This window comes from Acidisoma sibiricum (assembly GCF_057837225.1).
Window position 1 is genome coordinate 962,968 of the sequence record NZ_CM174445.1, and the last position, 22,756, is coordinate 985,723.

Annotated in this window: 25 protein-coding genes; 13 read left to right on the plus strand and 12 right to left on the minus strand. The window is 65.0% G+C overall.

What is annotated here, in order from left to right; genetic code table 11:
* Together AC3G7M_RS04610 and AC3G7M_RS04615 are read right to left on the minus strand one after the other, a co-directional pair.
* Positions 1-612, minus strand: a complete 612-nt coding sequence (locus AC3G7M_RS04610) for a thioredoxin domain-containing protein (protein WP_489214537.1) — start codon at positions 610-612, stop codon at positions 1-3.
* 88 nt (positions 613-700) lie between these two features.
* Entirely contained in the window at positions 701-1,249 is a 549-nt protein-coding gene (locus AC3G7M_RS04615; protein ID WP_489214538.1) for a DUF721 domain-containing protein, read from the minus strand.
* Between AC3G7M_RS04615 and AC3G7M_RS04620 the strand changes: the two genes are divergently transcribed.
* Both AC3G7M_RS04620 and AC3G7M_RS04625 read left to right on the plus strand, forming a co-directional pair.
* Positions 1,248-2,360 (plus strand): A/G-specific adenine glycosylase, encoded by a 1,113-nt coding sequence (locus AC3G7M_RS04620; RefSeq protein WP_489214539.1) that lies wholly within the window; start codon positions 1,248-1,250, stop codon positions 2,358-2,360. The genes AC3G7M_RS04615 and AC3G7M_RS04620 overlap by 2 nt on opposite strands.
* Positions 2,361-2,371: 11 nt before the next feature.
* Positions 2,372-3,481, plus strand: coding sequence for an S-(hydroxymethyl)glutathione dehydrogenase/class III alcohol dehydrogenase (locus AC3G7M_RS04625; RefSeq protein WP_489214540.1), 1,110 nt, complete (start codon positions 2,372-2,374; stop codon positions 3,479-3,481).
* A 19-nt stretch (positions 3,482-3,500) separates the two neighbouring features.
* Here the strand turns inward: AC3G7M_RS04625 and AC3G7M_RS04630 are convergent, their stop codons facing one another.
* From AC3G7M_RS04630 to AC3G7M_RS04640, 3 genes are all read right to left on the minus strand, one after another.
* A complete protein-coding gene (locus AC3G7M_RS04630; RefSeq protein WP_489214541.1) occupies positions 3,501-3,872 on the minus strand; it encodes an HVO_A0114 family putative DNA-binding protein in 372 nt (123 codons plus the stop codon).
* Complete coding sequence (locus tag AC3G7M_RS04635; RefSeq protein WP_489214542.1) at positions 3,857-4,141, minus strand: toxin-antitoxin system TumE family protein; 285 nt, start codon at positions 4,139-4,141, stop codon at positions 3,857-3,859. The genes AC3G7M_RS04630 and AC3G7M_RS04635 overlap by 16 nt, the downstream gene beginning before the upstream one ends.
* Before the next feature lie 61 nt (positions 4,142-4,202).
* A complete protein-coding gene (locus AC3G7M_RS04640) occupies positions 4,203-5,324 on the minus strand; it encodes an AI-2E family transporter (RefSeq protein ID WP_489214543.1) in 1,122 nt (373 codons plus the stop codon).
* Positions 5,325-5,494: 170 nt separating this feature from the next.
* Here AC3G7M_RS04640 and sseA point away from each other — a divergent pair, with 170 nt between their 5' ends.
* From sseA to AC3G7M_RS04660, 4 genes are read left to right on the plus strand one after another with little or no spacing between them, the layout of a single operon-like run.
* Positions 5,495-6,346 (plus strand): 3-mercaptopyruvate sulfurtransferase, encoded by an 852-nt coding sequence (gene sseA / locus AC3G7M_RS04645; protein WP_489214544.1) that lies wholly within the window; start codon positions 5,495-5,497, stop codon positions 6,344-6,346.
* The gene (gene metC, locus AC3G7M_RS04650) at positions 6,336-7,559 is read left to right on the plus strand and encodes a cystathionine beta-lyase (RefSeq protein ID WP_489214545.1); all 1,224 of its coding nucleotides are present in this window, start codon (positions 6,336-6,338) and stop codon (positions 7,557-7,559) included. Before sseA ends, metC begins: the two co-directional genes overlap by 11 nt.
* Positions 7,552-7,953: a phosphoribosyl-AMP cyclohydrolase gene (hisI, locus tag AC3G7M_RS04655; protein ID WP_489214546.1), complete on the plus strand. Its 402-nt coding sequence runs from the start codon at positions 7,552-7,554 to the stop codon at positions 7,951-7,953. Before metC ends, hisI begins: the two co-directional genes overlap by 8 nt.
* A 3-nt stretch (positions 7,954-7,956) precedes the next feature.
* Entirely contained in the window at positions 7,957-8,967 is a 1,011-nt protein-coding gene (locus tag AC3G7M_RS04660; protein ID WP_489214547.1) for a zinc-dependent alcohol dehydrogenase, read from the plus strand.
* A gap of 179 nt (positions 8,968-9,146) precedes the next feature.
* Here AC3G7M_RS04660 and AC3G7M_RS04665 read toward each other — a convergent pair whose 3' ends face one another.
* The 4 genes from AC3G7M_RS04665 to AC3G7M_RS04680 all read right to left on the minus strand — a co-directional run bounded on the left by AC3G7M_RS04665 (position 9,147) and on the right by AC3G7M_RS04680 (position 13,627).
* Positions 9,147-10,772 (minus strand): ABC-F family ATP-binding cassette domain-containing protein, encoded by a 1,626-nt coding sequence (locus tag AC3G7M_RS04665; RefSeq protein WP_489214548.1) that lies wholly within the window; start codon positions 10,770-10,772, stop codon positions 9,147-9,149.
* A 127-nt stretch (positions 10,773-10,899) separates the two neighbouring features.
* A complete protein-coding gene (locus AC3G7M_RS04670; RefSeq protein WP_489214549.1) occupies positions 10,900-11,541 on the minus strand; it encodes a LolA family protein in 642 nt (213 codons plus the stop codon).
* A gap of 101 nt (positions 11,542-11,642) precedes the next feature.
* Positions 11,643-12,626 carry a UDP-3-O-acyl-N-acetylglucosamine deacetylase gene (gene lpxC, locus AC3G7M_RS04675; protein ID WP_489214550.1) on the minus strand — a complete coding sequence of 328 codons (984 nt, stop codon included), beginning with the start codon at positions 12,624-12,626 and terminating at the stop codon, positions 11,643-11,645.
* 116 nt (positions 12,627-12,742) lie between these two features.
* Positions 12,743-13,627, minus strand: coding sequence for an NUDIX hydrolase (locus AC3G7M_RS04680; protein WP_489214551.1), 885 nt, complete (start codon positions 13,625-13,627; stop codon positions 12,743-12,745).
* Between the two features lie 131 nt (positions 13,628-13,758).
* Between AC3G7M_RS04680 and AC3G7M_RS04685 the strand changes: the two genes are divergently transcribed.
* The 3 genes from AC3G7M_RS04685 to rpmB all read left to right on the plus strand — a co-directional run bounded on the left by AC3G7M_RS04685 (position 13,759) and on the right by rpmB (position 16,351).
* Positions 13,759-15,639, plus strand: a complete 1,881-nt coding sequence (locus AC3G7M_RS04685) for an ABCB family ABC transporter ATP-binding protein/permease (RefSeq protein ID WP_489214552.1) — start codon at positions 13,759-13,761, stop codon at positions 15,637-15,639.
* Positions 15,636-15,905, plus strand: coding sequence for a hypothetical protein (locus AC3G7M_RS04690; RefSeq protein WP_489214553.1), 270 nt, complete (start codon positions 15,636-15,638; stop codon positions 15,903-15,905). Before AC3G7M_RS04685 ends, AC3G7M_RS04690 begins: the two co-directional genes overlap by 4 nt.
* Positions 15,906-16,042: 137 nt before the next feature.
* On the plus strand, positions 16,043-16,351 hold the full coding sequence (gene rpmB / locus AC3G7M_RS04695) for a 50S ribosomal protein L28 (protein WP_489214554.1): 309 nt from the start codon (positions 16,043-16,045) through the stop codon (positions 16,349-16,351).
* A 63-nt stretch (positions 16,352-16,414) separates the two neighbouring features.
* Here rpmB and moaA read toward each other — a convergent pair whose 3' ends face one another.
* Entirely contained in the window at positions 16,415-17,446 is a 1,032-nt protein-coding gene (gene moaA / locus AC3G7M_RS04700) for a GTP 3',8-cyclase MoaA (protein WP_489214555.1), read from the minus strand.
* Entirely contained in the window at positions 17,446-17,628 is a 183-nt protein-coding gene (locus tag AC3G7M_RS04705) for a DUF3553 domain-containing protein (protein ID WP_489214556.1), read from the minus strand. Before AC3G7M_RS04705 ends, moaA begins: the two co-directional genes overlap by 1 nt.
* 195 nt (positions 17,629-17,823) lie before the next feature.
* Here AC3G7M_RS04705 and AC3G7M_RS04710 point away from each other — a divergent pair, with 195 nt between their 5' ends.
* Together AC3G7M_RS04710 and AC3G7M_RS04715 are read left to right on the plus strand one after the other, a co-directional pair.
* A complete protein-coding gene (locus tag AC3G7M_RS04710; protein WP_489214557.1) occupies positions 17,824-18,726 on the plus strand; it encodes a UDP-2,3-diacylglucosamine diphosphatase in 903 nt (300 codons plus the stop codon).
* Positions 18,723-19,823, plus strand: a complete 1,101-nt coding sequence (locus AC3G7M_RS04715) for a glycosyltransferase family 4 protein (protein ID WP_489214558.1) — start codon at positions 18,723-18,725, stop codon at positions 19,821-19,823. The genes AC3G7M_RS04710 and AC3G7M_RS04715 overlap by 4 nt, the downstream gene beginning before the upstream one ends.
* A gap of 20 nt (positions 19,824-19,843) precedes the next feature.
* Here the strand turns inward: AC3G7M_RS04715 and zapE are convergent, their stop codons facing one another.
* Positions 19,844-21,022, minus strand: a complete 1,179-nt coding sequence (gene zapE / locus AC3G7M_RS04720; protein ID WP_489214559.1) for a cell division protein ZapE — start codon at positions 21,020-21,022, stop codon at positions 19,844-19,846.
* Positions 21,023-21,190: 168 nt separating this feature from the next.
* On the opposite strand from zapE, the gene AC3G7M_RS04725 reads away from it, so the two are divergent.
* Both AC3G7M_RS04725 and AC3G7M_RS04730 read left to right on the plus strand, forming a co-directional pair.
* Positions 21,191-21,766, plus strand: a complete 576-nt coding sequence (locus tag AC3G7M_RS04725) for a cob(I)yrinic acid a,c-diamide adenosyltransferase (protein ID WP_489214560.1) — start codon at positions 21,191-21,193, stop codon at positions 21,764-21,766.
* A gap of 64 nt (positions 21,767-21,830) precedes the next feature.
* Positions 21,831-22,748, plus strand: a complete 918-nt coding sequence (locus AC3G7M_RS04730; RefSeq protein WP_489214561.1) for an outer membrane protein assembly factor BamD — start codon at positions 21,831-21,833, stop codon at positions 22,746-22,748.
* The last annotated feature ends 8 nt before the right edge of the window (positions 22,749-22,756 follow it).

The following is a 22,756-nucleotide window of genomic DNA, read 5'->3' on the forward strand; positions in this document are numbered from 1 at the left end:
TTACCCTGCCAGGCCGATGGCGGAGGCGAAATCGCCATATTCCATGTCGCCGGCCTGGATCTTGCCCTTGATGAAGAAGGACGGCGTGGCTTCGATATTGTACATTTTTTCGTCCGCGACCTGCTGGGTTTGTATCCAGTTCTTGAGTGCGCTGTCGGCAATCGCCTTGTCGAACGTATCACGGCTCATGCCCGCCAGCGCCGCCATCTTCCAAAGCTGATCGGTATAGTTCACGCCGGGCGCGAAGGCCCAGGTGTCCTGGCTCGCGAACAGGGCGGTGACGAAGGGATAATATTCCGACGCGGGCAGGTAGCGGGCCACCATGGCTGCTTCCAGCGCCACTGCGTCGAGCGGAAAGTCATGATAGACGATGCGGAGCTTTCCCGGCGTCACCAGCTTGTCCATCACGTCCGGCATCGTCGTCATCGAGAAATGCGCGCAATGGGTGCAGGTGAGGGAGAAGAATTCCTCGACCGTGACCGGCGCGGTGGGTGAGCCGATGAAACGCGGCCCTTCGGTCGGTGGCACGATATCGGCGTGGCCAAGGCGCGGCAGCGCCAGGGCGCCCATGGCGGCGGCGCCTGTTGTCACCAGGAAGCGACGAGAAATCATGGTAGCAACCTTCAATATCTTGTGGTGGATAGCAGATCAGCCACTAACTGTCGATAATTCTGTCCTGGCTGCGGACAGGAACGCGGGGTCAGCCGTCGCCCCGATGGGCGCGCACGGCCTGGCCCAGCCGCTGCAGCGCATCGTGCAAAGGGCCGGGTTCGATGCCGGAAATCTCAGGCGGCGGACCCACGGGGCGCGGGGCGCGGCGGCCTGCCGGGCGCGGCGCGGCGCGGGTGGGCGAGATCGTTTGCTGCACGAAGCGCAGCCGCTTGATCAGCGCATTATCGCCGAAGGAGCCGATATGATTGTTCAGCCGCGCGATCAGCTGGGGTGTCAGGTGCTGCAGCTCCATCGCCGTCGGTCCCTGGCAGGCGATGGTCAGGGTGCCTGCGGAAAATTTCTGCGGCTGCGTGCGGGCGCCGAGTTCCGGCCCCATGATCTGCACCCAGTCCATCAGAATCTGGGCGGTGGCGGGCGCACGGCGGCGAAAGCCGGGCCGGGTGACGCGGGCGATAAGGCCACCCAACGGCAGCAGCGTATAGGTGCGGGAGGGGGCTTCCGGCGCAGGCGTCTTGCGACCGGCCTCCGCTGAGGTCATCTTCTTCCCCGTGCCGCCATCCCGCTCGTCCACAGCCATGCAGCCTTCACCCTCTGTTGCGCGCCTGCTCGATTGGTACGGGCGGCATCGCCGCAGCCTGCCCTGGCGGGCGGAGCCTGGCGAGACCGCCGAGCCCTATCGGGTCTGGCTGTCCGAGATCATGCTACAGCAGACCACGGTCACTGCCGTCATCCCCTATTATGAACGTTTTCTAAGCCTGTTTCCGACCGTAAGGAACTTGGCGGATGCGCCGGATGACCGGGTGATGGCGGCCTGGGCGGGGCTTGGCTATTACGCCCGTGCCCGCAATCTGCTGGCCTGCGCGCGCCGCGTGGTCGAACTGGGCGGCGACTTTCCTGCCGATCTGGACGGGCTGCGGGCGCTGCCCGGCATAGGCGACTATACCGCCGCCGCCGTCGGCGCCATCGCCTTCGGCCTGCCCGTGGTCCCGGTGGACGGCAATGTCGAGCGGGTGATGAGCCGCGTCTGGGCGATCGAGACGCCGCTGCCGCAGGCAAAACCGCTGATCAAGCAGAAGGCCATGGCGCTGATGGAGCAGAAGGCGGCCCGAACAGCCCCCTCCGACACCGCCCAGGCGCTGTTCGATCTGGGCGCCACTTTGTGTTCGACCACGTCTCCGGCCTGCAGCCTTTGCCCATGGGAGCCATCCTGCGAAGCCAGAAAGTTGGGCATCGCCGCCACCCTGCCGCGAAAAGCGCCCAAAGCCGTGCGCCCGCGCCGGCACGGCGCGCATTTCTATCTGTCCGACGCCGAAGGGCATGTCCTGCTCCGCCGCCGCCCGGCAAAAGGACTGCTCGGCGGCATGGCGGAAATTCCAGGGACCGAGTGGCGGGCCGAAGCCTGGACCCGCCAGGACGCGCTGGCCCAGGCGCCGGTAACACAGGCCCATTGGGTCAAGCTCGGCACCGTGCGCCATGTCTTTACCCATTTCGAGCTTCTGCTCGATGTCTACGCGGCGCATGTCGTATCTGTTCCAGCGGCGGCGATCGGCAGCGGCTTTCTATGCCCGGCGGCCGACCTTCCAAGCCAGGCCTTGCCGAGCCTGATGGCCAAATGCCTGGCCTTGGGCCAAAAGACGCTGACGCGGGCGCACCCCGCGGCTGATCATCCTGCCGACCGTCTCGTTTAGGGAGCGAATCCATGAAGACCCGTGCCGCCGTCGCCCGCGCCAAGGCGCAGCCTTTGAGCATCGAGACCGTCGACCTGGAAGGCCCGCGCGCCGGCGAAGTGCTGGTCGAGATCAAGGCCACCGGCATTTGCCATACGGATGAATTCACCCTCTCGGGGGCCGACCCCGAAGGCATTTTTCCCTCCATCCTCGGGCATGAGGGCGCCGGCGTGGTGGTCGATGTCGGGGCCGGCGTCACCAGCCTGAAGAAGGGCGATCACGTCATTCCGCTCTACACGCCGGAATGCCGCCAATGCGAATACTGTCTCAGCCGCAAGACCAATCTTTGCGTCGCCATCCGCTCGACCCAGGGGCAGGGGCTGATGCCGGACGGCACCTCCCGCTTCTCCAGCGGCGGCGAGCCGATCTACCATTATATGGGCACCTCGACCTTCTCCAACTTCACGGTCCTGCCTGAGATTGCGCTCGCAAAAATCCGCGAGGACGCGCCCTTCGATAAGGTTTGCTACATCGGTTGCGGTGTCACCACGGGCATCGGCGCCGTCATCAATACGGCAAAGGTCGAGCCGGGGGCCAAGGTCGTCGTCTTCGGCCTGGGCGGCATCGGGCTGAACGTCGTGCAGGGCGCGCGTCTGGCCGGCGCCGAGATGATCGTGGGTGTGGATCTCAACCCCGGCCGCGTGCCGATGGCCGAGAAATTCGGCATGACCCATTACGTCAATCCGAGCGAGGTCGAGGGCGATCTGGTGCCCTATCTGGTGAGCCTGACCAAGGGGGGCGCCGATTACAGCTTTGAATGCATCGGCAATGTGAAGGTGATGCGCCAGGCGCTGGAATGCGCCCATCGCGGCTGGGGCAAGTCCATCATCATCGGCGTGGCGCCGGCTGGCGCCGAAATCAGCACGCGGCCCTTCCAGCTCGTCACCGGGCGGCAGTGGCTGGGCACGGCCTTCGGGGGCGCCCGCGGCCGCACGGACGTGCCGCGCATCGTCGACTGGTACATGGACGGCAAGATCAATATCGACGATCTCATCACCCATGTTCTGCCCTTCGAGCAGATCAACGAAGGCTTCGACCTGATGAAGCGCGGCGAATCGATCCGCACCGTGGTGACCTACTAACCAGCTCCGGCTCGTCCGCTCAGGCCGCTTTCTGCGGCTTGAGCGCGGTGCCGAGCGTAAATTCCACATGCACGGCGTCATAGGGAAAGACGACGCCTGCTGCTGTGCGGTCGATCACGCCGGCCAGCGCCAGAGCCGTGACATCACCATGCACGGCTTTGACGTCACGGCCGACACGGCGCGCGACTTCCCGGATCGAAAGAACGCCGGCACCTGTCATCACCTGCAGGATTTCCCAGCGCTTCGTGGTCAGGGTCTGCCATAGCAGCTCGACCGTAGGGAAGGAGATATGGGCACCCTGGTCTCGTCCCTCGAAGGCGGATTGCAGCCGCTGGTTCACGCTGTCGCGCGATGAGACGGAGAGGGTGACGGTTTTCAGGCCGGGGTCCATTGGTCAACATCCTGCCAAAAATCACGCATGAGCTGCTCGGGTGTCGTGAAGTCATAAATGACTTCCAAGTCCCCGACATGCTTGTGGTCCCCTTTGCCCGCTTCATTGTCGTAGCGCAGAACGCAAACGCCGCCGACGATCAGAGCGAGCGAATATTTGTAGCGATGGGCTGACCCGCGGACGGCATGTGGCACCGCCCAGACACGCAAGGCGACGAAAGCCTCTGCCCGCAACTGCTGGCGCTCATCAAGGAGCAGTCGCGCGTTCATGTTGGAATTTACTCCAACGACCAAGTGATGTCAATAAGTCCAACAGAAAACCGCGTTTAACCTAGACCTCGCGGCTGCGGCGCAGCGCCGCGATGGTGGCAGCGGCCGCCCGCGCTTCCTGCCGATTGGCAGCCTCGATATCGGTCGGCGTCGCTACGGGCACCCCGCGCGAAAATTCCTCGGCGAGGATGAAGCCCACGCCGAGCAGCACTGGTCCCAGAAAAACGCCGAGGATACCGAAGGCCAGCGCCCCGCCCAGCACGCCGAGCAGCGTCAGGATGAAGGGTAGATGAGCCCCGCGGGCGATGAACCAGGGACGCACGAAACTGTCGGCGATCGAAATGCCGACCCCGCACCAGATGGCGAGGCCGATCCCCGCAAAATTATCCCCCGAACTCAGCAGCCAGATCGCGGCCGGCACCCAGATGAGCGCGCCACCGCCGGGCACGAGCGAGAAGAAGGTGCCGGCAAGCGCCAGAGCCGCCGCATTCGGCACGCCGCTGACCCAAAGGCCAAGGCTCAGCATCAGCCCCTGCACCAAAGCGGTGCTGAGAATGCCATAGACCGCGCCGCGTACGGTGGCGCCCACGATGGCGAGCAAGCGGTCTGCCTGCGCGCCGATGATGCGGAACAGAATATTGCCGATATGGCGTGCCAAGCCGTCGCCATAGATGAAGAAAAAGAAGGCGATGAACAGAGCCAGGCCCATGCGCACGATGCCATCGGTCGCCAGAATAACAAGGTGCAGCGCCTCTTTCGCGGCCAGGCCCAAATAGGGGTGTGCCGCCGCCAGCAGGCTTTCCAGATCGGCCGACCAATGGTTCCAGACATCGCTGATGGTGGAACCGAAGAGCGGCAGGCTGGCGACCCAGGGCGGCGCCGGCGGCAGGCCGAAGATCAGCACCTCATTGATCATGCGGCGGATATCGGCCGCATTCTGCAAAGCGCTCTGGGCGATCAGGACCAGCGGCAGCAGGATCACCAGCGCCGTCGCCAGGATCATGATCAAGGCGGCCAGGCTGCGCGACAGGCGCAGGCGGCCGCGCAGCCATAGGAAAATCGGCCAAGTGGTGAAGGTCAGGATCGCGGCCCAGGCGATAGCTGCGATGAAGGGCTCGACCACGGCGAAACAGCCCGCGATCAACGTGCCAAGCAGCACCCAGATGAGCAGTCGTTCGGTCACGGGGCGCGCAATCCTTTGGCCAAGCGGGCGGGAAGGGTCTTGTTACAACAGATTGCGGGAGAACGTGAGACGGCTGCTTCGCACCTGCACCAGTGTCACAGGATGCTAACCTTGTCTCGCTGGCCGGCCGGGGAGACTATGGACCTGTACGCAGAAAAGGAGAGACCGACATGACGCCGCTCGTGACGACGGATTGGCTGGCGGATCATCTGGACGACCCGAATGTCGTCATCTGCGACGGCTCCTTCTATCTGCCCAACGATCCGCGCAATGCGGCGGCGCTGTTTGCCGAGGCGCGCATTCCCGGCGCCCGCTTCTTCGATATCGACGTCATCAAGGATGCGGCATCCGACCTGCCGCATATGCTGCCCCCGCCCGCGGTCTTTGCCGACATGGCCGGCGCGCTGGGCATCTCCAACACCGCGACCGTCATCTTCTATGATCAGCTCGGTCTGTTTTCGGCTGCCCGCTGCTGGTGGATGATGCGCGTCTTCGGCCATGACCGGGTGGCGGTGCTGGATGGCGGCCTGCCGAAATGGAAAGCCGAGAACCGCCCGCTGGAGACGGCCGCGGCGGTCCTGCCGACCCCCACCACCTTTACACCCGCCCTGCGGCCCGAACTGGTCCGCGATATTGCGGCCATGACGGCGATCGTGAGTGACGGCAGCGCCCTTATCCTCGACGCGCGGCCCGCGGGCCGCTTCGCCGGCACCGCGCCAGAACCGCGGGCCGGCATCCGCGGCGGCCACATGCCGGGCGCCCATAGCATCCCCTTCGGCCAGTTGCTGGCCGCCGACGGCACCATGCTGCCGCCTGACCAGCTGCGCGCGCGTTTCGCGGCCGAAGGCGCGGATGGCAGCCAGCCGGTCGTCACCAGCTGCGGCACCGGTGTCACGGCGGCCGTGCTGACGCTGGGTCTGGCCGTCGCGGGCTTGCCGATCGGCGCGCTTTATGATGGCTCTTGGACGGAATGGGGCGGCCGCCCCGATACCAAAGTGGAAGTTGCAAGCGATGCCGGATGATCGACGGGATGACGAAACCGAGGCTGCAGGGGCGCGGTTTGCCACGCGGCTGACGCAGGTCGGACGGCCCGGCGCGCGTGCCCATGGTTTCGTCAATGCGCCGCTCGTCCGCGGGTCGACGGTGCTGCATCCCGATCTCGCGCATCGCAAAAGCATGGACAGCCTTCGCTACGAGCAGGCGCAGGTCTACGGCACCCATGGCACGCCGACGCATTTTGCGCTGGAAACGGCGATTGCCGAGATCGAGGGCGGCACGCGCTGCCAGATCGTCTCTTCGGGTCTCTCCGCCATCACCACGCCGCTGCTCGCCTTTCTGAAAAGCGGCGAGCATGTGCTGGTGCCGGATAACGTCTATGGCCCGACCCGCCGCTTCTGCGACGGCATGCTGGCCGGACTCGGTATCGCAACCACCTATTACGATCCGATGATCACGGCCGAGGCTCTGGAAGGGCTGATGCGGCCCGAGACCCGCGTTCTCTTCCTGGAAAGCCCGGGCAGCCATACGTTTGAGGTGCAGGACGTGCCGGCGCTGGCCGCCGTCGCTCACGCACACGGTGCAAAGGTGATGATCGACAATACCTGGGGCGTCCACTTCTTCCAGCCGTTCCAGCATGGCTGCGACATCTCGATCCAGGCGGCGACCAAATATATCGGTGGCCATTCCGACATCATCCTGGGCGCTGTTACGGTCGCGAACGACGCCGACTGGCGCCGGTTGCGCGACGCTGCCACGGCGCTCGGCCAATATGCGAGCCCGGATGACTGTTGGCTGGCGCTGCGCGGCATCCGCAGCCTGGGCGTGCGGCTGCGCCATCAGATGGAAAGCGGGCTTGAGATTGCGCGCTGGCTGGAGCAGCGGCCCGAAGTGCTGCGCGTGCTGCACCCGGCTCTGCCAGGTTCGCCGGGGCACGAGATCTGGAAACGGGATTTCACCGGCGCCTCCAGCCTGTTCGGGGTGGTGCTGAAACCCCGCTACGATGTCGCGGCCGTCGGCGCCATGATCGACGTCATGACCCTGTTCGGGATCGGCGCCTCCTGGGGCGGGTTCGAGAGTCTGATTCTGCCCACCTCCGGCACAATCAGCCGTTCGGCCGGCACCGGGCAGTTCGGCGGCGAGATGATGCGGATTCACATCGGGCTTGAGGACGTCGCCGACATCAAGGCTGACCTCATGCGCGGTTTTGCCAAGCTGAACGAGGTATCCGGTGGCTGACACGATCGACACCGTCCTTTCGGCGCTCGCCTTCAATGCGGATGGGCTGGTCGCGGCCATCGCGCAGCAGCACGATACCGGCGACGTGCTGATGATGGCCTGGATGAACCGCGACGCGGTGGCTGAGACGCTGCGCACCGGGCGCGTCTGCTATTACAGCCGCAGCCGCGGCAAGCTGTGGCGTAAGGGTGAAAGCTCCGGCCAGACGCAGCGTTTGGTGGACCTGCGCCTGGACTGCGACGGTGACGCGCTGCTGCTGCTGGTCGATCAGACCGGGGTTGCCTGCCATACCGGTCGCCGCTCCTGCTTCTATCGCGCCACGCGGCCCGAAGGGCTGGTTGAAATCGCGGCGCCGGAAATCTCCCCGGACGCGCTCTATGGCCATAGCCACTAACCCATGATGCGCGCTGTCCGCTTCCATAAACCCGGCGATCTGCGGGTGGAGGATGTGCCATGGCCGCCGGCGCCCGGACCGGGACAGGTTCTGCTGCGCGTGACGGCGGCGGGCATCTGCGGTTCCGACCTGCACAATTACCGAACAGGCATGTGGATCGCGCAGCTGCCGGTGACGCCGGGCCATGAATTGTCGGGTGAAGTGCTGGCCGTGGGACCCGGCGTGACCGGGTTTGCGCCAGGCGATCTGGCGGTCGCCGATTCCCGCGTCGCCTGCGGGACCTGTCCGAACTGCCTGGCCAGGCGAGGTAATCTCTGCGGCAGGCTTGGCTTCGTGGGAGAGGTTTGCGACGGCGGTTTCGCCGAACAGGTTGTGCTCCCGGCCACGGGCCTATTGAAAGCGCCGGCCGGTCTCTCGCCACTGATCGCCGCCATGGCCGAGCCTTTGGCGGTCGCCCTGCATGCCATGCGGCGGCTGGACCCGAGTCCTGGCGCGCCGATCCTGATCACGGGCGGCGGCACCATCGGCGGCCTGACGGCGCTGCTTCTGGCGGAGCACGGCTTCGGCCCCATTCTGCTGGCTGAGCGCAACCCCGCTCGCGCAGCGCTACTGGCGGCGGTTGTCGGCACGCGCCCGGTGGCGCTCGATCAGGACAGTCTGAAGCAGGCGACCGGCGGATCAGATCCGCGTTTCTGCCTGGATGCCACCGGTTCGCTGGACGTGCTGCGGTTTCTGCTGCGGGCCACAGCCTCGGGCGGGCGCCTCGCCATGGTCGGCATCTTTCATGGCGAGGGCGTGCTGGACCCCAATCTGATCGTCGAGCGCGAACTCGATCTGCGCGGCTGCAGCGTCTATGCCGGGGAGCAGGCGGAGGCCTTGGCGCTTTTGCCGCGTCTGGCCGGAAAGCTCGCCCAGCTTGCGGAAGCGCCGATCGGCCTGGACGCGGTGCCTGCCGCCTATGAGCGGCTGATCCGCGGCGACAGCGATCGGCTCAAGACGCTGATCGTGCCCTAGGGTTTGTCAGACTTTCGTTGAAACAGCTTAACCCGTCATGCCCACGAAAGTGGGCATCGTCTTGGCGGTAGCAGGCGGCACCGCTCAGGGACAGGCTCCGCGCACTCAGAAGATACCCGCCTGCGCGGGTATGACGGTGTTGAATGGGCGGTTCTGACAGAAACTGACAAACTTCGGGTTCAGGCTTTCCTTTTCTTCTTCTTACCCTCGCGCGCGATTTGGGTCGGCGCGGAACCGGCCTTCGCCCGCTCCAGCACGAAGCGCGCGTAATCGTCCATATCGCCGTCGAAGGGTGCCACCGTCCCATCCGCCGCCAGCCACAGCCGGTCAGCGACCAGCTCCATCAGCGAGCGGTCATGGGTGATGAGGATGACCGCGCCCTCATACTCGTTCAGCGCGTCCAGCAGCGCGCGGCGGCTGTCGATATCCAGATGGTTGGTCGGCTCATCGAGAATCAGCAGATGCGGCGCCGCTTGAGCCACAAGGTTGAGCAGCAGGCGCGCGCGTTCGCCGCCCGAAAGGTCGAACACCGTCGTTTCCTGCTTCGAGCGCGCCAGGCCCCATTGCGCGAGGCGGGAGCGGCGGGCGGATTCGCTGATTTCGGGCAAAGTGCGGCTGATGATCTCGAGGGGCGTATCGTCCGGGTCCAGCGCCTCGATCTGATGCTGGTGGAACCAGCCGACCTTGATGCGGCCCTCGCGCTGCATATGGCCGGAGCGGATGGCGAGGGCCCCCGCCGCCATCTTGGCAAAGGTCGACTTGCCGGCGCCGTTCACGCCCAGCAGGCCGATGCGGTCGTCGATATCGAGCCGCAGATTGAGGCCTTTGAGGATCGGCGGGTCTTCGCCATAGCCAACATCCACACCTTCCAGCCGCATCAGCGGCGGCGCCAGCGGACGGGCGGGGGAGGGCAGCATGAAGGGCGCCACCCGCTCCTCGATCGTCTCGCCGATTGGCTCGAGCTTGGCGAGGCGCTTCATGCGTGACTGCGCCTGCGCGGCCTTGCTGGCCTTGGCGCGGAAGCGGTCGACGAAGCTTTGCAGATGGGCGCGCTCCGCCTCCTGCTTGGCGCGGGAGGAGGCCTGCAGGCGCAGCTTCTCGGCGCGCTGACGCTCGAAGTCGTCATAGCCGCCGGTATAGAGGTCGAGCTTGCCCTCGTTCACATGCAGAATGTGCTGCACGGAATTGTTCAGCAGCTCCCGGTCATGGCTGATGATGAGCGCGGAATACGGGTATTTCTGCAGCCGTGCTTCCAGCCACAACGCGCCTTCAAGATCGAGGTAGTTGGTGGGTTCGTCCAGCAGCAGCAGATCGGGCTGGGCAAACAGGGCGGAGGCGAGCGCCACGCGCATGCGCCAGCCGCCCGAAAATTCGGCCATCGGCCGTTCCAGATCCTCGGTCGAAAAGCCGAGACCACCCAGAATTTCACCCGCGCGGGCGGGGGCGCGATCCGCGTCGATCTCGCTCAGCCGGCCGTAGATATCGCCCATCCGCTCGGGCGCGGCGGTTTCCAGTTCGGCATAAAGCGCGTCCCGTTCGACATCGGCGGCGAGGATCGTGTCGAGCAGCGATATCGGGGTTGCCGCATGTTCCTGGTCCACCGCCGCGACGCGCGCGGTCTTGGGGATGCCGATTTCGCCGCTATCGGGTTGCAGCGAGCCGAGGATGAGCTTGAACAGGGTCGATTTGCCGACGCCGTTGCGCCCGACGAGGCCGACCTTGGCATTGACCGGCAGGGTGACGGTGGCGCGGTCGAAGAAGCGGCGTCCCCAGGCGTTGAAGACAAGACCGTCAATCTGGATCATAGGACAGGGTGCGCCGGACAAAGGGAAAGGCAGAACTCTGCCGAAGCTGCCTGTCCTACAGGCTTTTGCCGCACCGCAACATGGGATTTTGCGCGCGTCTGGCTAACCGCAGTTGGCCGACTTCAGGTCAGTGCTCGAACTGCGGACCCACGAAAGTGAACATGCTGTTCGGATAGTTGCCGCCATATTTCACGTTATAGAGGCTGATCTGGGTATGCCGCCCCTGGGCATCGGTGATGATCCAGCTGCGCAGCGTCATCGGATCGGTCGCGAAGATCAGGGTGATCGCGCCCGCGCCGTCCTTGCCGGTGCGGATCAGGGTCAGCTGAATCTGCCCCTTGGCGCGCGCGATGCCGGTGACGGTGACATCGCCCGAGAGTTTCAGATTGTCCTGCAGCAGCAGGCCGAGCGGCGTCGAGGACAGGAAGATATTCGTGGTCTGCTTCACCGCCGGATCGTAATAGACCAGCAGGCCGTGGCCGGCGACGAGCAGCATCTTGTCCGGCGGATCGTATTCAAACCGCATGCGGCCGGGCCGCATCATCCAGACATTGCCGCCGATGGAATTGCCACTGGCATCGACCTGCAGGAAGCGCGCCTCCAGCGACTTGACGCTGTTGAGATAGGTCTCCACGGCCGCGATATCGGCCTGATCCTGCGGCGTGGAGGGCGGGCTGGCCGCCAGCTGCGCCTGTGCGGCGCTCCACGGCAGCGACGCGAGCATGAGCGCGAGGGCGGGCAGGCTGGCGAGAAGAATACGACGGTTCATGAGCCTGGATGTGGCACTGCCAGGCCGGATTGAGAAGTCGTTTCCGGTGTCAGCTGGATTAAGGAATTGTTGGCTTGCCCCGCGGGACAATTCCGGCGGTGTCAGGCCGCCGCGGCGGCGATGCCGAGCGGCATCTGCATGGCGCCGCCATAGCCCCGGCTGAGCATGCCGCCGGCGGTCACGCGGCGGAAGGCGGTCGGGTCGGCGAACAGCGCGCGCAGCAGCAGGTTGTTGGTGCGATGGCCCGAGCGCTCACCCGTGAAACGGCCGATCAGCGCGGCGCCGGCCAGAGACAGATCGCCGACCGCGTCCAGCACCTTGTGGCGGACGAATTCGTGCGACATGCGCAGTCCGGCGGGGTTCACGACATCGTCGCCGTCGATCAGCACGGCATTGTCCAGGCTGCCGCCGAGGGCAAGCCCGGCCGCGCGCAGCTGATCAATCTCCTGCGCCTGGGCGAAGGTGCGCGCGCGGGCGATTTCCTGGCGGAAACTCGCCTCGGTCAGGCGCAGTTCGAGCGACTGGCTGCCGATGGCGCCCGCTGCGAAATCGATCGAGACCGATAGATCAAGGCCAACCCGGCTGACACCCGGCGGCAGCGGCTCGAATGTGGCGGTCGCACCCTTGTCGGTGACCGTGACGGTGCGCAGGATTTCGATCATCTCGCGCGGAGTGTCGAGGTCCACGATACCGGCGCAGTCGAGCAGGAACAGGAAGGGCGCGGCGGAGCCGTCCAGGATCGGCACTTCCGGCCCGTCCACCGTGACGATGATATTGTCGATCGCGAGCGCGGCCAGCGCCGCCATGATATGTTCGATGGTGCCGACCGAGACATCCGGCCGTTCCGCAGACGTCAGCTTGGTGCAAAGCCGGGTGTCGAGCACGCGGTCGAACGTGGCCGGAATGTCGATGCCGACATCGGTGCGGCGAAAGACGATGCCAGTGCCGGCGGGTGCCGGCAGCAAAGCCAGCTTAGTCTCGCGACCGCTATGCAGGCCAACGCCGCAGCAGTCGATCGGGTTACGGATCGTGCGGGATGCAGCAGGGACTGCCGTCTCAGTATAATATCCCGGCAATCCATCCATGCCTTCAATCCCCAGTTCATCCAAAGAGGCGCAAAGCCGCCCCTCAGTAATCTGGGTGCAAGAAAGCATTCATTAAGGGCAACTTCCAGTCAAGGATTGTTGCCCAGTGTTACGCTCTAAGTTTCTGAATTTAAAAGTTTTTGTGCAGTGCTTCGCGATGGCTGATGCAAAGCCTGTCGCAAAGCGTGAGCGGCGTCCGGCGGCGTGATTAGGCCGCGCCGCAGGAAAAGGTCGATCAGCACAAGGCTCACATTGAACTTGAACTGATCGGTGCCGCGCACGGTTTCCACAACCTGCCCGATCGGCCACAGCGCGAAGCTTTCCACCTCGCCGTCGCTCGGCACGGGAATGAAATCTTCAGGCAGGACAAGGTCATAGCAATAGATCAGGTCGCGCCGCAGCCCTTCGGGCCGCTCCATGTCGTAGCGCAGTTGACCGACGCGCTGCGCGCGGGCGGCGAGCGTCGGCGGCACGCCCGCTTCCTCGCCCGCTTCCTTGATCATGGTCTCATCGGCATCCATCCCGGCGGCAACGCCGCCGGCGACGATATGGTCGAGCTTGTCGGGGTCAAGCAGCTTGGTCGCGGAGCGGCGGGCGACCCAGACATGCAGCCCGTCGGCCCGCTCCACCAGCCCGTTGCAATGGACGCCGTGGGAGACGACGCCGAAGGACGGCACGGCCCCGCGATCCAGCATGGTGATGGCCGGGCCTTCCTCGTCGGCGCGAACGTCGAACATTTCGCCGCGCAGGCGAAACCAGCCGGCCTCACCCATGGCCCGGGCGATCCCGGGAAGCTCAGCCGCACGGGCGCTGGGCAGCGTCACGGCGCCTGCGGCATCGGGCGTGAGACCGGCCTGCTGGGCGAAGGCGCTGGCAAAATCCGGCTTCAGCCAGCCCAGCGCGAGGTCGCCGATGCGAAAGGCCAGCCGGTCCCCTGGCAGGACCGCGTTGTGGGCGGATTGGATATGACGCAGGAATGAATCGGGTCCAGTGTCAGCCATGCGCAAGAAGCCTTTGCAATGAGAAGGGGGCATGCCACATCGAGCGAATGGCTTCTGCCCCGACTTCAAATCCCGTTGGTGAGGGTGCGGCGGCAGCCGCTGTAACGGCTACGACCGCCCACACGCTTCGGATGCTTCTTCCCTACCTCTGGCCGCCGGGCGATACCATGGCCCGCATGCGGGTGGTGGCGGCTGTCGTCCTCCTCATCCTAGCCAAGATCGCGACCGTCTATATCCCGATCTTCTACAGCCGGGCGGTGGATCACCTGGCGCCGAAGGGCGCACACGCGCTGGGCAATGGTGCGGCCAGCGCCGCCATCACCGTCCCCATCGCCCTGATTCTCGGCTATTGCCTGCTGCGCATCGCCTCGGGCGCATTTGCCGAATTGCGCGATGCGGTCTTCGCCGCCGTGCAGCAGCGCGCCGTGCGCCGTATCGCGCTGCAGACATTCGAGCATCTCCACCGTCTGTCGCTGCGCTTCCATCTGGATCGCCATACCGGTGGCCTGTCCCGCGCTATTGACCGCGGCACCAATGGTATCGAGCAGGTGCTGCGCTTCGCCGTCTTCAACATCGTGCCGACGCTGTTCGAGCTGCTGCTAGTCACCGCCATCATGTGGCGCATCTTCGACTGGCGCTATGCGGCGACGACCCTGATCGCCGTCGCGCTCTATGTCGGTTTTACGCTCATCTTCACCAATTACCGGGTCCGCTACCGCCGGCTGATGAATGATTCCGATGCCGACGCGCAGACCAAAGCGGTGGACAGCCTGCTGAACTACGAGACGGTAAAATATTTCGGCAATGAGGCGCTGGAGATCCGGCGTTTCGATAAGGCGCTCGAGAAATACGAGCGCGCGGCCGTGCGCTCGCAGGTCACGCTCAATTTTCTGAACGTCGGGCAGTCGGTCATCATCGCCCTGGCCCTGGCGGCCATCATGCTGCTGTCGGCGCGGGGCGTGGCATCGGGGCATATGACGGTCGGCCGCTTCGTGCTGGCCAATACCTATCTCATGCAGCTCTATACGCCGCTGAATTTCCTGGGCTTCGTCTACCGTGAAGTGAAGCAGGGTCTGGTCGATACCGAGCATCTGTTCCGGCTGATGCGCGTGGGCGCCGAGATTGCCGACAAGCCTGGCGCGCATGCGCTGGTGACGCAGGGCCGCACCGCCGCGCTGACCTTCGAGGATGTGCATTTCGGCTACAACCCGAACCGCGAGATCCTGAAGGGCGTCAGCTTCGCCATTCCGCCCGGCGGCAATCTGGCCGTGGTCGGGCCTACAGGCGCTGGCAAATCCACCCTGACGCGGCTGCTGTTCCGCTTCTACGACTCCAATTCCGGCAGCATCCGCATCGACGGCCAGGACCTGCGCGATCTGACCCAGGCCAGCATCCGGGCCGCCATCGGCGTGGTGCCGCAGGACACCGTCCTGTTCAACGACACCATCCGCTACAACATCGCCTATGGCCGGCCCGACGCGACGGCGGCCGAGGTTGAGGAAGCAGCCCACCTCGCCCAGTTGGACGAGTTCATCAAATCTCTGCCGCTGGGCTACGAGACCAAGGTCGGCGAGCGTGGGTTGAAACTGTCGGGCGGGGAAAAGCAGCGCGTCGCCATTGCCCGCACATTGCTGAAGAACCCGGCCATCCTGATCCTGGATGAGGCGACCAGCGCACTCGACACCCGCACCGAGCAGGAAATCCAGGCGGCGCTGCGGGCCATTGCCCGCAACCGCACGACGCTCACCATCGCGCATCGTCTGTCCACGGTGGTCGACGCTGATGAGATCCTGGTGCTCGAACAGGGGCAGATCGCTGAACGCGGCAGCCACTGGAATTTGCTCGCCCGTGGCGGCATCTATGCCAAGATGTGGGCGGCACAGGCCGAGCAGGAAGAGGCTGCCGCCGCCGAGCGTGCGGCCGCTGACGACCTCCCCTCCGATATCGGTCAGGGCCCGCTGGCCAGGCCGGGCCAGGCCTCTCCCCAGGCGACAAAGGAAGTAACCGAATGAGCGACCCGAATTTTGAAAGCATGGCAGCAGCCAATCCCAATCTGCGCCATGCTGGTGCGGTCGTCGATCAGGCGATCGAATATATGACCAAAGAGAAGATTGATCCCATTTCGATCGCCTCCGCCCTGCTCGGCGGCGCGCTCGGCATGCTGTCCAGCAGCCTGCCGCCGGCCGCCGTACTGGCTGTGCTCGATCAGGCGCGGGCCAGCGTGGAATCGGGCGAAATGGCCGAGCTTTCGCATCCGCCCGCACAGGGGCATGCCTGACCCCTATTCTGCGGGCGAGAAGAATCGGGCCGGGCTGCTTGACGCTCGGCGCTGCTTTCGCCATAAGCCCGCCTCCGTCGGGATGCCGCGCTCCTGCCTTTTGCGTGGTGAGACCCGTTTGATGTGTCGAGGTTCCAATGTCCCGTCGCTGCGAAATCACCGGTAAGGGCGTGATGTCTGGCAACAATGTCAGCCACGCCAATAACAAGACCCGCCGCCGCTTCCTGCCCAATATTCAGGATGCGTCCGTGATGTCTGACATCCTGGGTGCCCCGATCACCCTGCGCGTGACCGCTCGCGGTCTGCGCACGATCGAGCACAATGGCGGGATCGACAATTTCCTGCTCACCACCCCGACCAGCCGCCTACCGGCTGAGGCGAAGGTGATCAAGCGTCGCCTGGAGCGCGCTGCCGCCCGCAAGACTGCCGCTGCCGCAGCCGTCTGATTTCCGACCGGTCTGATACCTCTGCCGGTGGCAGAGGTATGGTCTGAGACGAACTGAGCGCTATCAGCCGCCCGTCACACTCATGTGGCGGGCTAGCTGTTTTTGGGGCGCGTCAGCCCCGATCATGAAATCGTGGCGGTGTGGCTTGCGCGCGATCGCTGCGCGAATCAGCGTTTCCATGTCGTGGTCGCTGGCGCCCGCCCGGAGTGGCGTCCGCAAATCGGCGGACTCCTCCTGCCCCAGGCATAGAAACAGCGTGCCCGTGCAGGTTAGCCGTACGCGGTTGCAGCTGTCGCAAAAATGCTCCGTCAGCGGCGTGATGAAGCCGATCCGCCCCCCCGTTTCCGCAATCCGCCAATACCGCGCCGGCCCCGGTGCGATTCCCGCCATTGCCGTCTCGGGCTCCAGCTCGCGCGTCAGCGTCCAGCGCTGGTCCAGCTTCGGCCGCAGAAGGGTGAGCGGCAGATACTGCTCGACCCTGTTCTCCCCGGTTTCTCCCAGCGGCATGGTCTCGATCAGGCAGAGGTCGAAGCCCTGCGCGCCGCACCAGGCGATGAGGTCGTCGATATCGTCCTCGTTCACGCCACGCAGTGCCACGGTATTGATCTTGATGCGGAGCCCGGCGGCCTTGGCCGCCATGAGTCCGGCCAGCGTCTGCTCCAGCCGGCCGCCGCGCGTGATAGCGCGGAAGCGATCCGGGTTGAGCGTATCGAGGCTGACATTGATGCGCCGCATGCCGGCAGCGACCAGCGCTTCAGCATGGCGGCCGAGCTGGCTGGCATTGGTGGTCAGCGTCAGTTCCTGCAGCCCCTGAGGCCCGATATCCTGGCCGAGCGAGGCGATCAGCCGCATGACGTCGCGGCGGACCAGCGGCTCGCCGCCGGTGATGCGCAGCTTGGTGGTGCCAAGACGGATGAAGATCCGACCCAGCCGTTCCAGCTCCTCAAAGGTTAGCAGCTCCTCGCGCGGCAGGAAGGTCATGTTTTCCTGCATGCAATAGACGCAGCGCAGGTCGCAGCGGTCGGTCACCGAGATGCGGAGATAGGAAATCGCGCGGCCGAAAGGATCGATCAAAGGCTGGGCGAGGCTTGCCATCAGTCATCCACCAGTTCGAGGCTGACGACGCTGGCATTGATCAGCACCTTGCCGGCATCCTCAAAATTCACCGTAATGCGGTCATTCACCACCGATTGCACCTGGCCCAGCCCCCATTGCGGGCAGCCAGGATGACGGACCCAGGCGCCCGGCTCGATAAACAGAAAGCGGCGGCTGGTCATGCCGGCGGTGATCCTTTGCGGCTTCGTTCACTATACGCGCGACCAAGCCAAAGCGTAACAGGCGGCCCTCAGCCGATATTTTAGTATTTGGGCAGGAATTATGACGTTTTGAGGGGTTCATCCAAGTGTCACTAGGGCGTGACGGCCTGACGGATTAGTCGATGCGCGTTCAGACAATCGATCGCGAGTCGCGCCATGAACGACATGCCTTACGATATCGGCACCCGCCCGCTGCGGGATCAGGCCCAATCGCCGAAGGCGCCGCTATACCGCGCGGTCTTCGTGTCCGACGTGCATCTTGGCACCAAGGGCAGTCAGCCCGCGATGCTGAATGACTTTCTGGCCAATGCCAGCTGCGAACAGCTGTATCTGGTCGGCGATATCATCGACGGCTGGCGGCTGCGCAAATCCTGGTTCTGGGACCGCCACCATGACGCCCTGCTGCGCACCATCCTGCGCCACGCGAAACATGGCACGGAAGTCATCTATATCCCCGGCAACCATGACGAGATGGTGCGCGCCTGGCTGCCGCTGGGCCTGGAAATCGCCGGCATCAAGCTGATGGAAGAAGCCATTCATACGACCGCCACCGGCGAAAAGCTGCTCGTCATCCATGGCGATGCCTTCGACAGTGTCGTCCGCTACGCCAAGTTCCTCGCCCATCTCGGCGACCATGCCTATACCGTGGCGCTGGTCGCCAACCGCTGGTTCAACTGGGGCCGTCGCCATTTCGGCTACCCCTACTGGTCGCTCTCCGCCTGGCTGAAGCGCCAGGTGAAGGAAGCGGTAAAGTTCATCGACAGTTTCGAGGTCGCCCTCTCCCAGGAAGCCCGCAACCGCGAGATGGACGGTGTGGTGTGCGGCCATATCCATCATGCCGAAATGCGCATGATCGGCGAGACCCGCTACTTCAATACCGGTGACTGGGTGGAAAGCTGCACGGCGCTAGTCGAACATCATGACGGCCGGTTCGAGCTGATCGACTGGCCGAGTGTGCTGCGCCAGAGCCAGCGCGCGGCGGCACCCGCCCGCGCCGCGGCGGTGTCCCAGCCGGCGCTGCCTGACGCGCCGCTGCCGGCCGCGCCGATCCCGGCATGACCGGCTGGCCGCAACGCGTCGCCATCATCTCGGATGCCTGGCATCCGCAGGTCAATGGCGTGGTCCGCAGTCTGGGTCAGCTGGTGCAGGAGCTGCGCGGCCGGGGAATAGAGGTCGAGGTTTTCGGGCCTGACCGTTTCCGCACCCTGCCTTGCCCCTTCTACCCGGAAATCCGTCTGGCGCTGCTGCCGGGCCAGCGGCTGCATAAGATGCTGCGCCAGTTCAAGCCGGACGCGCTGCATATCGCGACCGAGGGGCCGCTCGGCCTCTCCGCCCGTCGCTGGGCGCGGGCCGAGCGCTATGCCTTCACCACGTCCTTCCATACCCGCTTCCCGGAATATGTCGCGGCCCGGCTGCCCTTTCCGCGGGCCTGGACGGAACGTATGGTCTATCGCTGGATACGCTCCTTCCATGGCGCAGGCTCTGCGGTGATGGCGGCGACGCCGAGCCTGATCAAGGAATTGTCGGGGCGCGGCTTCGCCAATGTCTGCCATTGGACGCGGGGCGTGGACACCGCAGGCTTCACGCCGGAGCTGCGGCAGGAGACGGAAGGGCTGGTCCGGCCAGTGTTCCTCTATGCCGGGCGGCTGGCGGTCGAGAAAAATATCGAGGCCTTCCTGGCGCTCGACCTGCCCGGCTCCAAGCTGGTCGTGGGTGACGGGCCGGATCGCGCCGGGCTGGAGCGCCGCCACCCGGAGGCGCGCTTCACTGGCATGCTGTCGGGCGTGGCCCTGACGCGGGCCTATGCGTCAGCCGATGTTTTCGTCTTCCCGAGCAAAACGGACACCTTCGGCCTGGTGATGCTGGAAGCGCTGGCCTGCGGCACGCCGGTCGCCGCCTATCCGGTGCCGGGGCCGCGCGACATCCTCGGCGGTGTCGAGCCCGCCGTGGGCCGGCTGGACGAGGATCTGCGCATTGCCGCACTCGGGGCGCTGACGGCCGACCGTTCGGCCTGCCGCCGCTTCGCCGAGCGTTTCTCCTGGTCGGCGGCGACCACCATGTTCCTGAACAATCTGGTGCCGCTGGCGCCGCGCAAATCGGCCGCAAAATCCAGAGGATTCAAGGGCGCCCGTGTGCCCCAGGGCCTTCGCGCCTAAATTCGGCCGGCGATCAGGCGTCAGGTAAGGTGGGCGAGGGCGAAATAGGCCTCGGTGCGCATTTCCATCAGCCGTGACGCCGTCCGCTCGAAGGCTTTGGCACCCTCGCCGCTGGGATAGAGCGAATCCGGCATGGCGGCGGCAGACGCGATCAGCTTCACGCGATGATCGTACAGATTGTCGATCAGATTGATGAAGCGCCGCGCCTCATTATGGTTGTCGGGCGTCAGCAGCGGAATATCGTCCAGCACCACGGCCTGAAAATGGGTCGCGATCGCCAGATAGTCGCCGGCGCCCAGATTGCGGGCGCAAAGTTCGGCGAAGCTGAACCGTGCCACGCCGCTGGCTGCCTGCGGCACCGGCAGTACGCGGCCCATCACATGCAGCTGCTCCGGCTTCACCGGCGCCTCGTGGCTCAGCTCCGCGAAGGCGGCGTCCAGCAGGGCGCGCGACGCGGGACCGGGCGGGACATGCCAGGTATCGTCGGTATTCGGCCGCAGGCGCCGGTAGTCCCGCTGTGCTTCCAGCACCAGCACGTCCAGATGCTGCTTCAGCACGGCGATGAAGGGCAGAAAGGCATCGCGCCCCGGCTGACCGCGAAACAGGTCGTCCGGCACGGTATTGGAGGTCGCGACGACAATGACGCCGCGCTCGAACAGCGCCTCGAACAGGCGGCCGAGCAGGATGGCGTCGGCGATATCGTTGATCTGAAACTCGTCGAAGCAGAGCAGAATCGCTTCATCGGCGATGCGGTCGGCCAGCGGCGGGATCGGGTCCTGGCCGTCGGGGTTTTCCTGCTTCCAGGCGAAGACCCGGGCGTGGGCTTCCTGCATGAAGGCGTGAAAGTGGATGCGCCGGCGGCGCGGCACGTCCGAGGTCTCGAAAAACATGTCCATCAGCATGGACTTGCCGCGTCCGACTTCGCCGACGAGATAGAGGCCGTTGATCTGGCTGCCCGGCGCTTCATCCACCGGCTTGCGGCGCAGGAAGCGGCCGATCAGGGATTTGCGGGCAAGCCGCGCCGGCGGGTCGTAGTGACGGAGCTTGATCCATAGCGCCTGCAGCCGCTCAACCGCCGCCGCCTGGGCAGGGTCCGCCACGATCTGCTGTTGGGCGACCGCGTAGCGATAGCAGGCCAGCGGTCCGGCCCCGGTTGGGGCACCGCTCAAAACCGACTGTTCGGGAACGGACACATCCATGCTGCACTGCACATAGCTCTGCTTTTGCACCGAGACAATGCAGGTTTTTGGAAGGCCGATGCGCCGTCTGCAGCGTAATTGATGGCGACCGCCCGTGACACCGGCGCCGGGCCGGGCTATCGGGGCCTGCACCTGTTTGGGTGGAACGAGCATCGAGGCCGAGAGCGCATGACGATCAGAATCGACCGGATAGTGACCCGCGGTGGCGATGACGGCATGACCTCGCTCGGCACCGGCACGCGGGTGCGCAAGGATACGCTGCGCGTGGAGGCCTTCGGCACGGTGGATGAAGCCAATGCCACGATCGGCCTGATCCGTCTGCATACGACGGGCCAGCCAGCGGAAGACGCTATGCTTGCCCGAATCCAGAACGATCTGTTCGACCTTGGCGCCGATCTTTGCGCGCCTGAAGACAGTGACCCGTCCGAGCGCCGCCGCCTGCGCATGGAGGAGGGCTCCATTCTGCGCCTGGAGGCCGAGGTCGAGGCCATGAATGCGAGCCTGCCTCCGCTGACCAGCTTCGTGCTGCCGGGCGGCATGCCGGCCGCGGCATACGCCCATCTGGCGCGCACCATCGTGCGCCGCGCCGAACGGCTGGCCGTCGCCCTTGCGGCACAGGAGCCGGTCAATCCCCTTGCACTCCGCTATCTCAACCGTCTCTCGGACCATCTTTTTGTGCTCAGTCGCGCCTTGAATGCCGGTTCGGGCCGGGAAGTCACCTGGGTTCCCGGCGGCAGCCGGTAGCGGCGTCCGTCCCAAGGCGTTAAGGGTCTTCGCGCAAGCCATGGAATGGTATAAGTCGCCGACAATGTCACAGCACCGCCGGATTCTTCCGATCGTCCTGATCCTCGCCCCGGCTCTGTCCGGCTGCGGGTTGTTCAATTCTGGCCCGACTGCGAGCCAGATTTCAGCCCGCAACGCGCAGCTGCCGCCCGAGGTGGTCTATAACAATGGCATCAACGCCATTCAGAAACAGGACTATCAATCGGCCGTAAACGACTTCAACGATATCGAGCAGAACACGCCCTATTCGCCCTGGGCGACGAATGCGCAGCTCATGCATGGCTATGCCGAATATCTGCGCAGCCACTACAGCGACGCCATCAGCGCGCTGAACCGCTATATCGACCTTCATCCGGCCGACCGCGACATCGCCTATGCCTATTACCTGCGCTCGCTCTGCTATTACGAGCAGATCGCGGATGTGCAGCGTGACCAGGCAACGACCACGGACGCGATCACGGCCCTGCAGGAAGTCGTCAACCGCTTCCCCAACAGCGCCTATGCCCGCGATGCGCAGCTCAAGATTGATCTTGGCGAAGATCAGCTCGCCGGGCATGAGATGGTGGTCGGCAAATGGTATGAGAAGCAGCATCTCTATGCCGCCGCCATCGGCCGCTATCAGGTCGTCATCAACAACTACCAGACGACCAATCACACCGCGGAAGCGCTGGAACGCCTGACCGAAGTCTATCTCAAGCTCGGCATGACGGATGAAGCGCGGCGTACGGCCGCAGTGCTCGCCTATAACTACCCTGGCAGCACCTGGTACAAGAATGCCTATTCGGCCCTTGCCTCGCAGGGTGTCATTGCGCGCAAGACCGGCGCTGAGAATGCGGCCGCGTCGGACGCGGAAACGACCAATGCGACCGGCAGCGTGAGCACAGCGCCGACCACCACGCCGCCGCCCAAATCCTCCGGCGGGTTCTTCGGCTGGCTGTTCTAAACCCCCGT

Coding starts and splice junctions, on each gene's coding strand:
- AC3G7M_RS04610 (WP_489214537.1), bottom strand. CDS start 612: ATGATTTCTCGTCGCTTCCTGGTGACAACAGGCGCCGCCGCCATGGGC.
- AC3G7M_RS04620 (WP_489214539.1), top strand. CDS start 1,248: ATGCAGCCTTCACCCTCTGTTGCGCGCCTGCTCGATTGGTACGGGCGG.
- AC3G7M_RS04615 (WP_489214538.1), bottom strand. CDS start 1,249: ATGGCTGTGGACGAGCGGGATGGCGGCACGGGGAAGAAGATGACCTCA.
- AC3G7M_RS04625 (WP_489214540.1), top strand. CDS start 2,372: ATGAAGACCCGTGCCGCCGTCGCCCGCGCCAAGGCGCAGCCTTTGAGC.
- AC3G7M_RS04630 (WP_489214541.1), bottom strand. CDS start 3,872: ATGGACCCCGGCCTGAAAACCGTCACCCTCTCCGTCTCATCGCGCGAC.
- AC3G7M_RS04635 (WP_489214542.1), bottom strand. CDS start 4,141: ATGAACGCGCGACTGCTCCTTGATGAGCGCCAGCAGTTGCGGGCAGAG.
- sseA (WP_489214544.1), top strand. CDS start 5,495: ATGACGCCGCTCGTGACGACGGATTGGCTGGCGGATCATCTGGACGAC.
- metC (WP_489214545.1), top strand. CDS start 6,336: ATGCCGGATGATCGACGGGATGACGAAACCGAGGCTGCAGGGGCGCGG.
- AC3G7M_RS04660 (WP_489214547.1), top strand. CDS start 7,957: ATGATGCGCGCTGTCCGCTTCCATAAACCCGGCGATCTGCGGGTGGAG.
- AC3G7M_RS04665 (WP_489214548.1), bottom strand. CDS start 10,772: ATGATCCAGATTGACGGTCTTGTCTTCAACGCCTGGGGACGCCGCTTC.
- AC3G7M_RS04670 (WP_489214549.1), bottom strand. CDS start 11,541: ATGAACCGTCGTATTCTTCTCGCCAGCCTGCCCGCCCTCGCGCTCATG.
- lpxC (WP_489214550.1), bottom strand. CDS start 12,626: ATGGATGGATTGCCGGGATATTATACTGAGACGGCAGTCCCTGCTGCA.
- AC3G7M_RS04680 (WP_489214551.1), bottom strand. CDS start 13,627: ATGGCTGACACTGGACCCGATTCATTCCTGCGTCATATCCAATCCGCC.
- AC3G7M_RS04685 (WP_489214552.1), top strand. CDS start 13,759: ATGCTTCTTCCCTACCTCTGGCCGCCGGGCGATACCATGGCCCGCATG.
- AC3G7M_RS04690 (WP_489214553.1), top strand. CDS start 15,636: ATGAGCGACCCGAATTTTGAAAGCATGGCAGCAGCCAATCCCAATCTG.
- rpmB (WP_489214554.1), top strand. CDS start 16,043: ATGTCCCGTCGCTGCGAAATCACCGGTAAGGGCGTGATGTCTGGCAAC.
- moaA (WP_489214555.1), bottom strand. CDS start 17,446: ATGGCAAGCCTCGCCCAGCCTTTGATCGATCCTTTCGGCCGCGCGATT.
- AC3G7M_RS04705 (WP_489214556.1), bottom strand. CDS start 17,628: ATGACCAGCCGCCGCTTTCTGTTTATCGAGCCGGGCGCCTGGGTCCGT.
- AC3G7M_RS04710 (WP_489214557.1), top strand. CDS start 17,824: ATGAACGACATGCCTTACGATATCGGCACCCGCCCGCTGCGGGATCAG.
- AC3G7M_RS04715 (WP_489214558.1), top strand. CDS start 18,723: ATGACCGGCTGGCCGCAACGCGTCGCCATCATCTCGGATGCCTGGCAT.
- zapE (WP_489214559.1), bottom strand. CDS start 21,022: ATGGATGTGTCCGTTCCCGAACAGTCGGTTTTGAGCGGTGCCCCAACC.
- AC3G7M_RS04725 (WP_489214560.1), top strand. CDS start 21,191: ATGACGATCAGAATCGACCGGATAGTGACCCGCGGTGGCGATGACGGC.
- AC3G7M_RS04730 (WP_489214561.1), top strand. CDS start 21,831: ATGTCACAGCACCGCCGGATTCTTCCGATCGTCCTGATCCTCGCCCCG.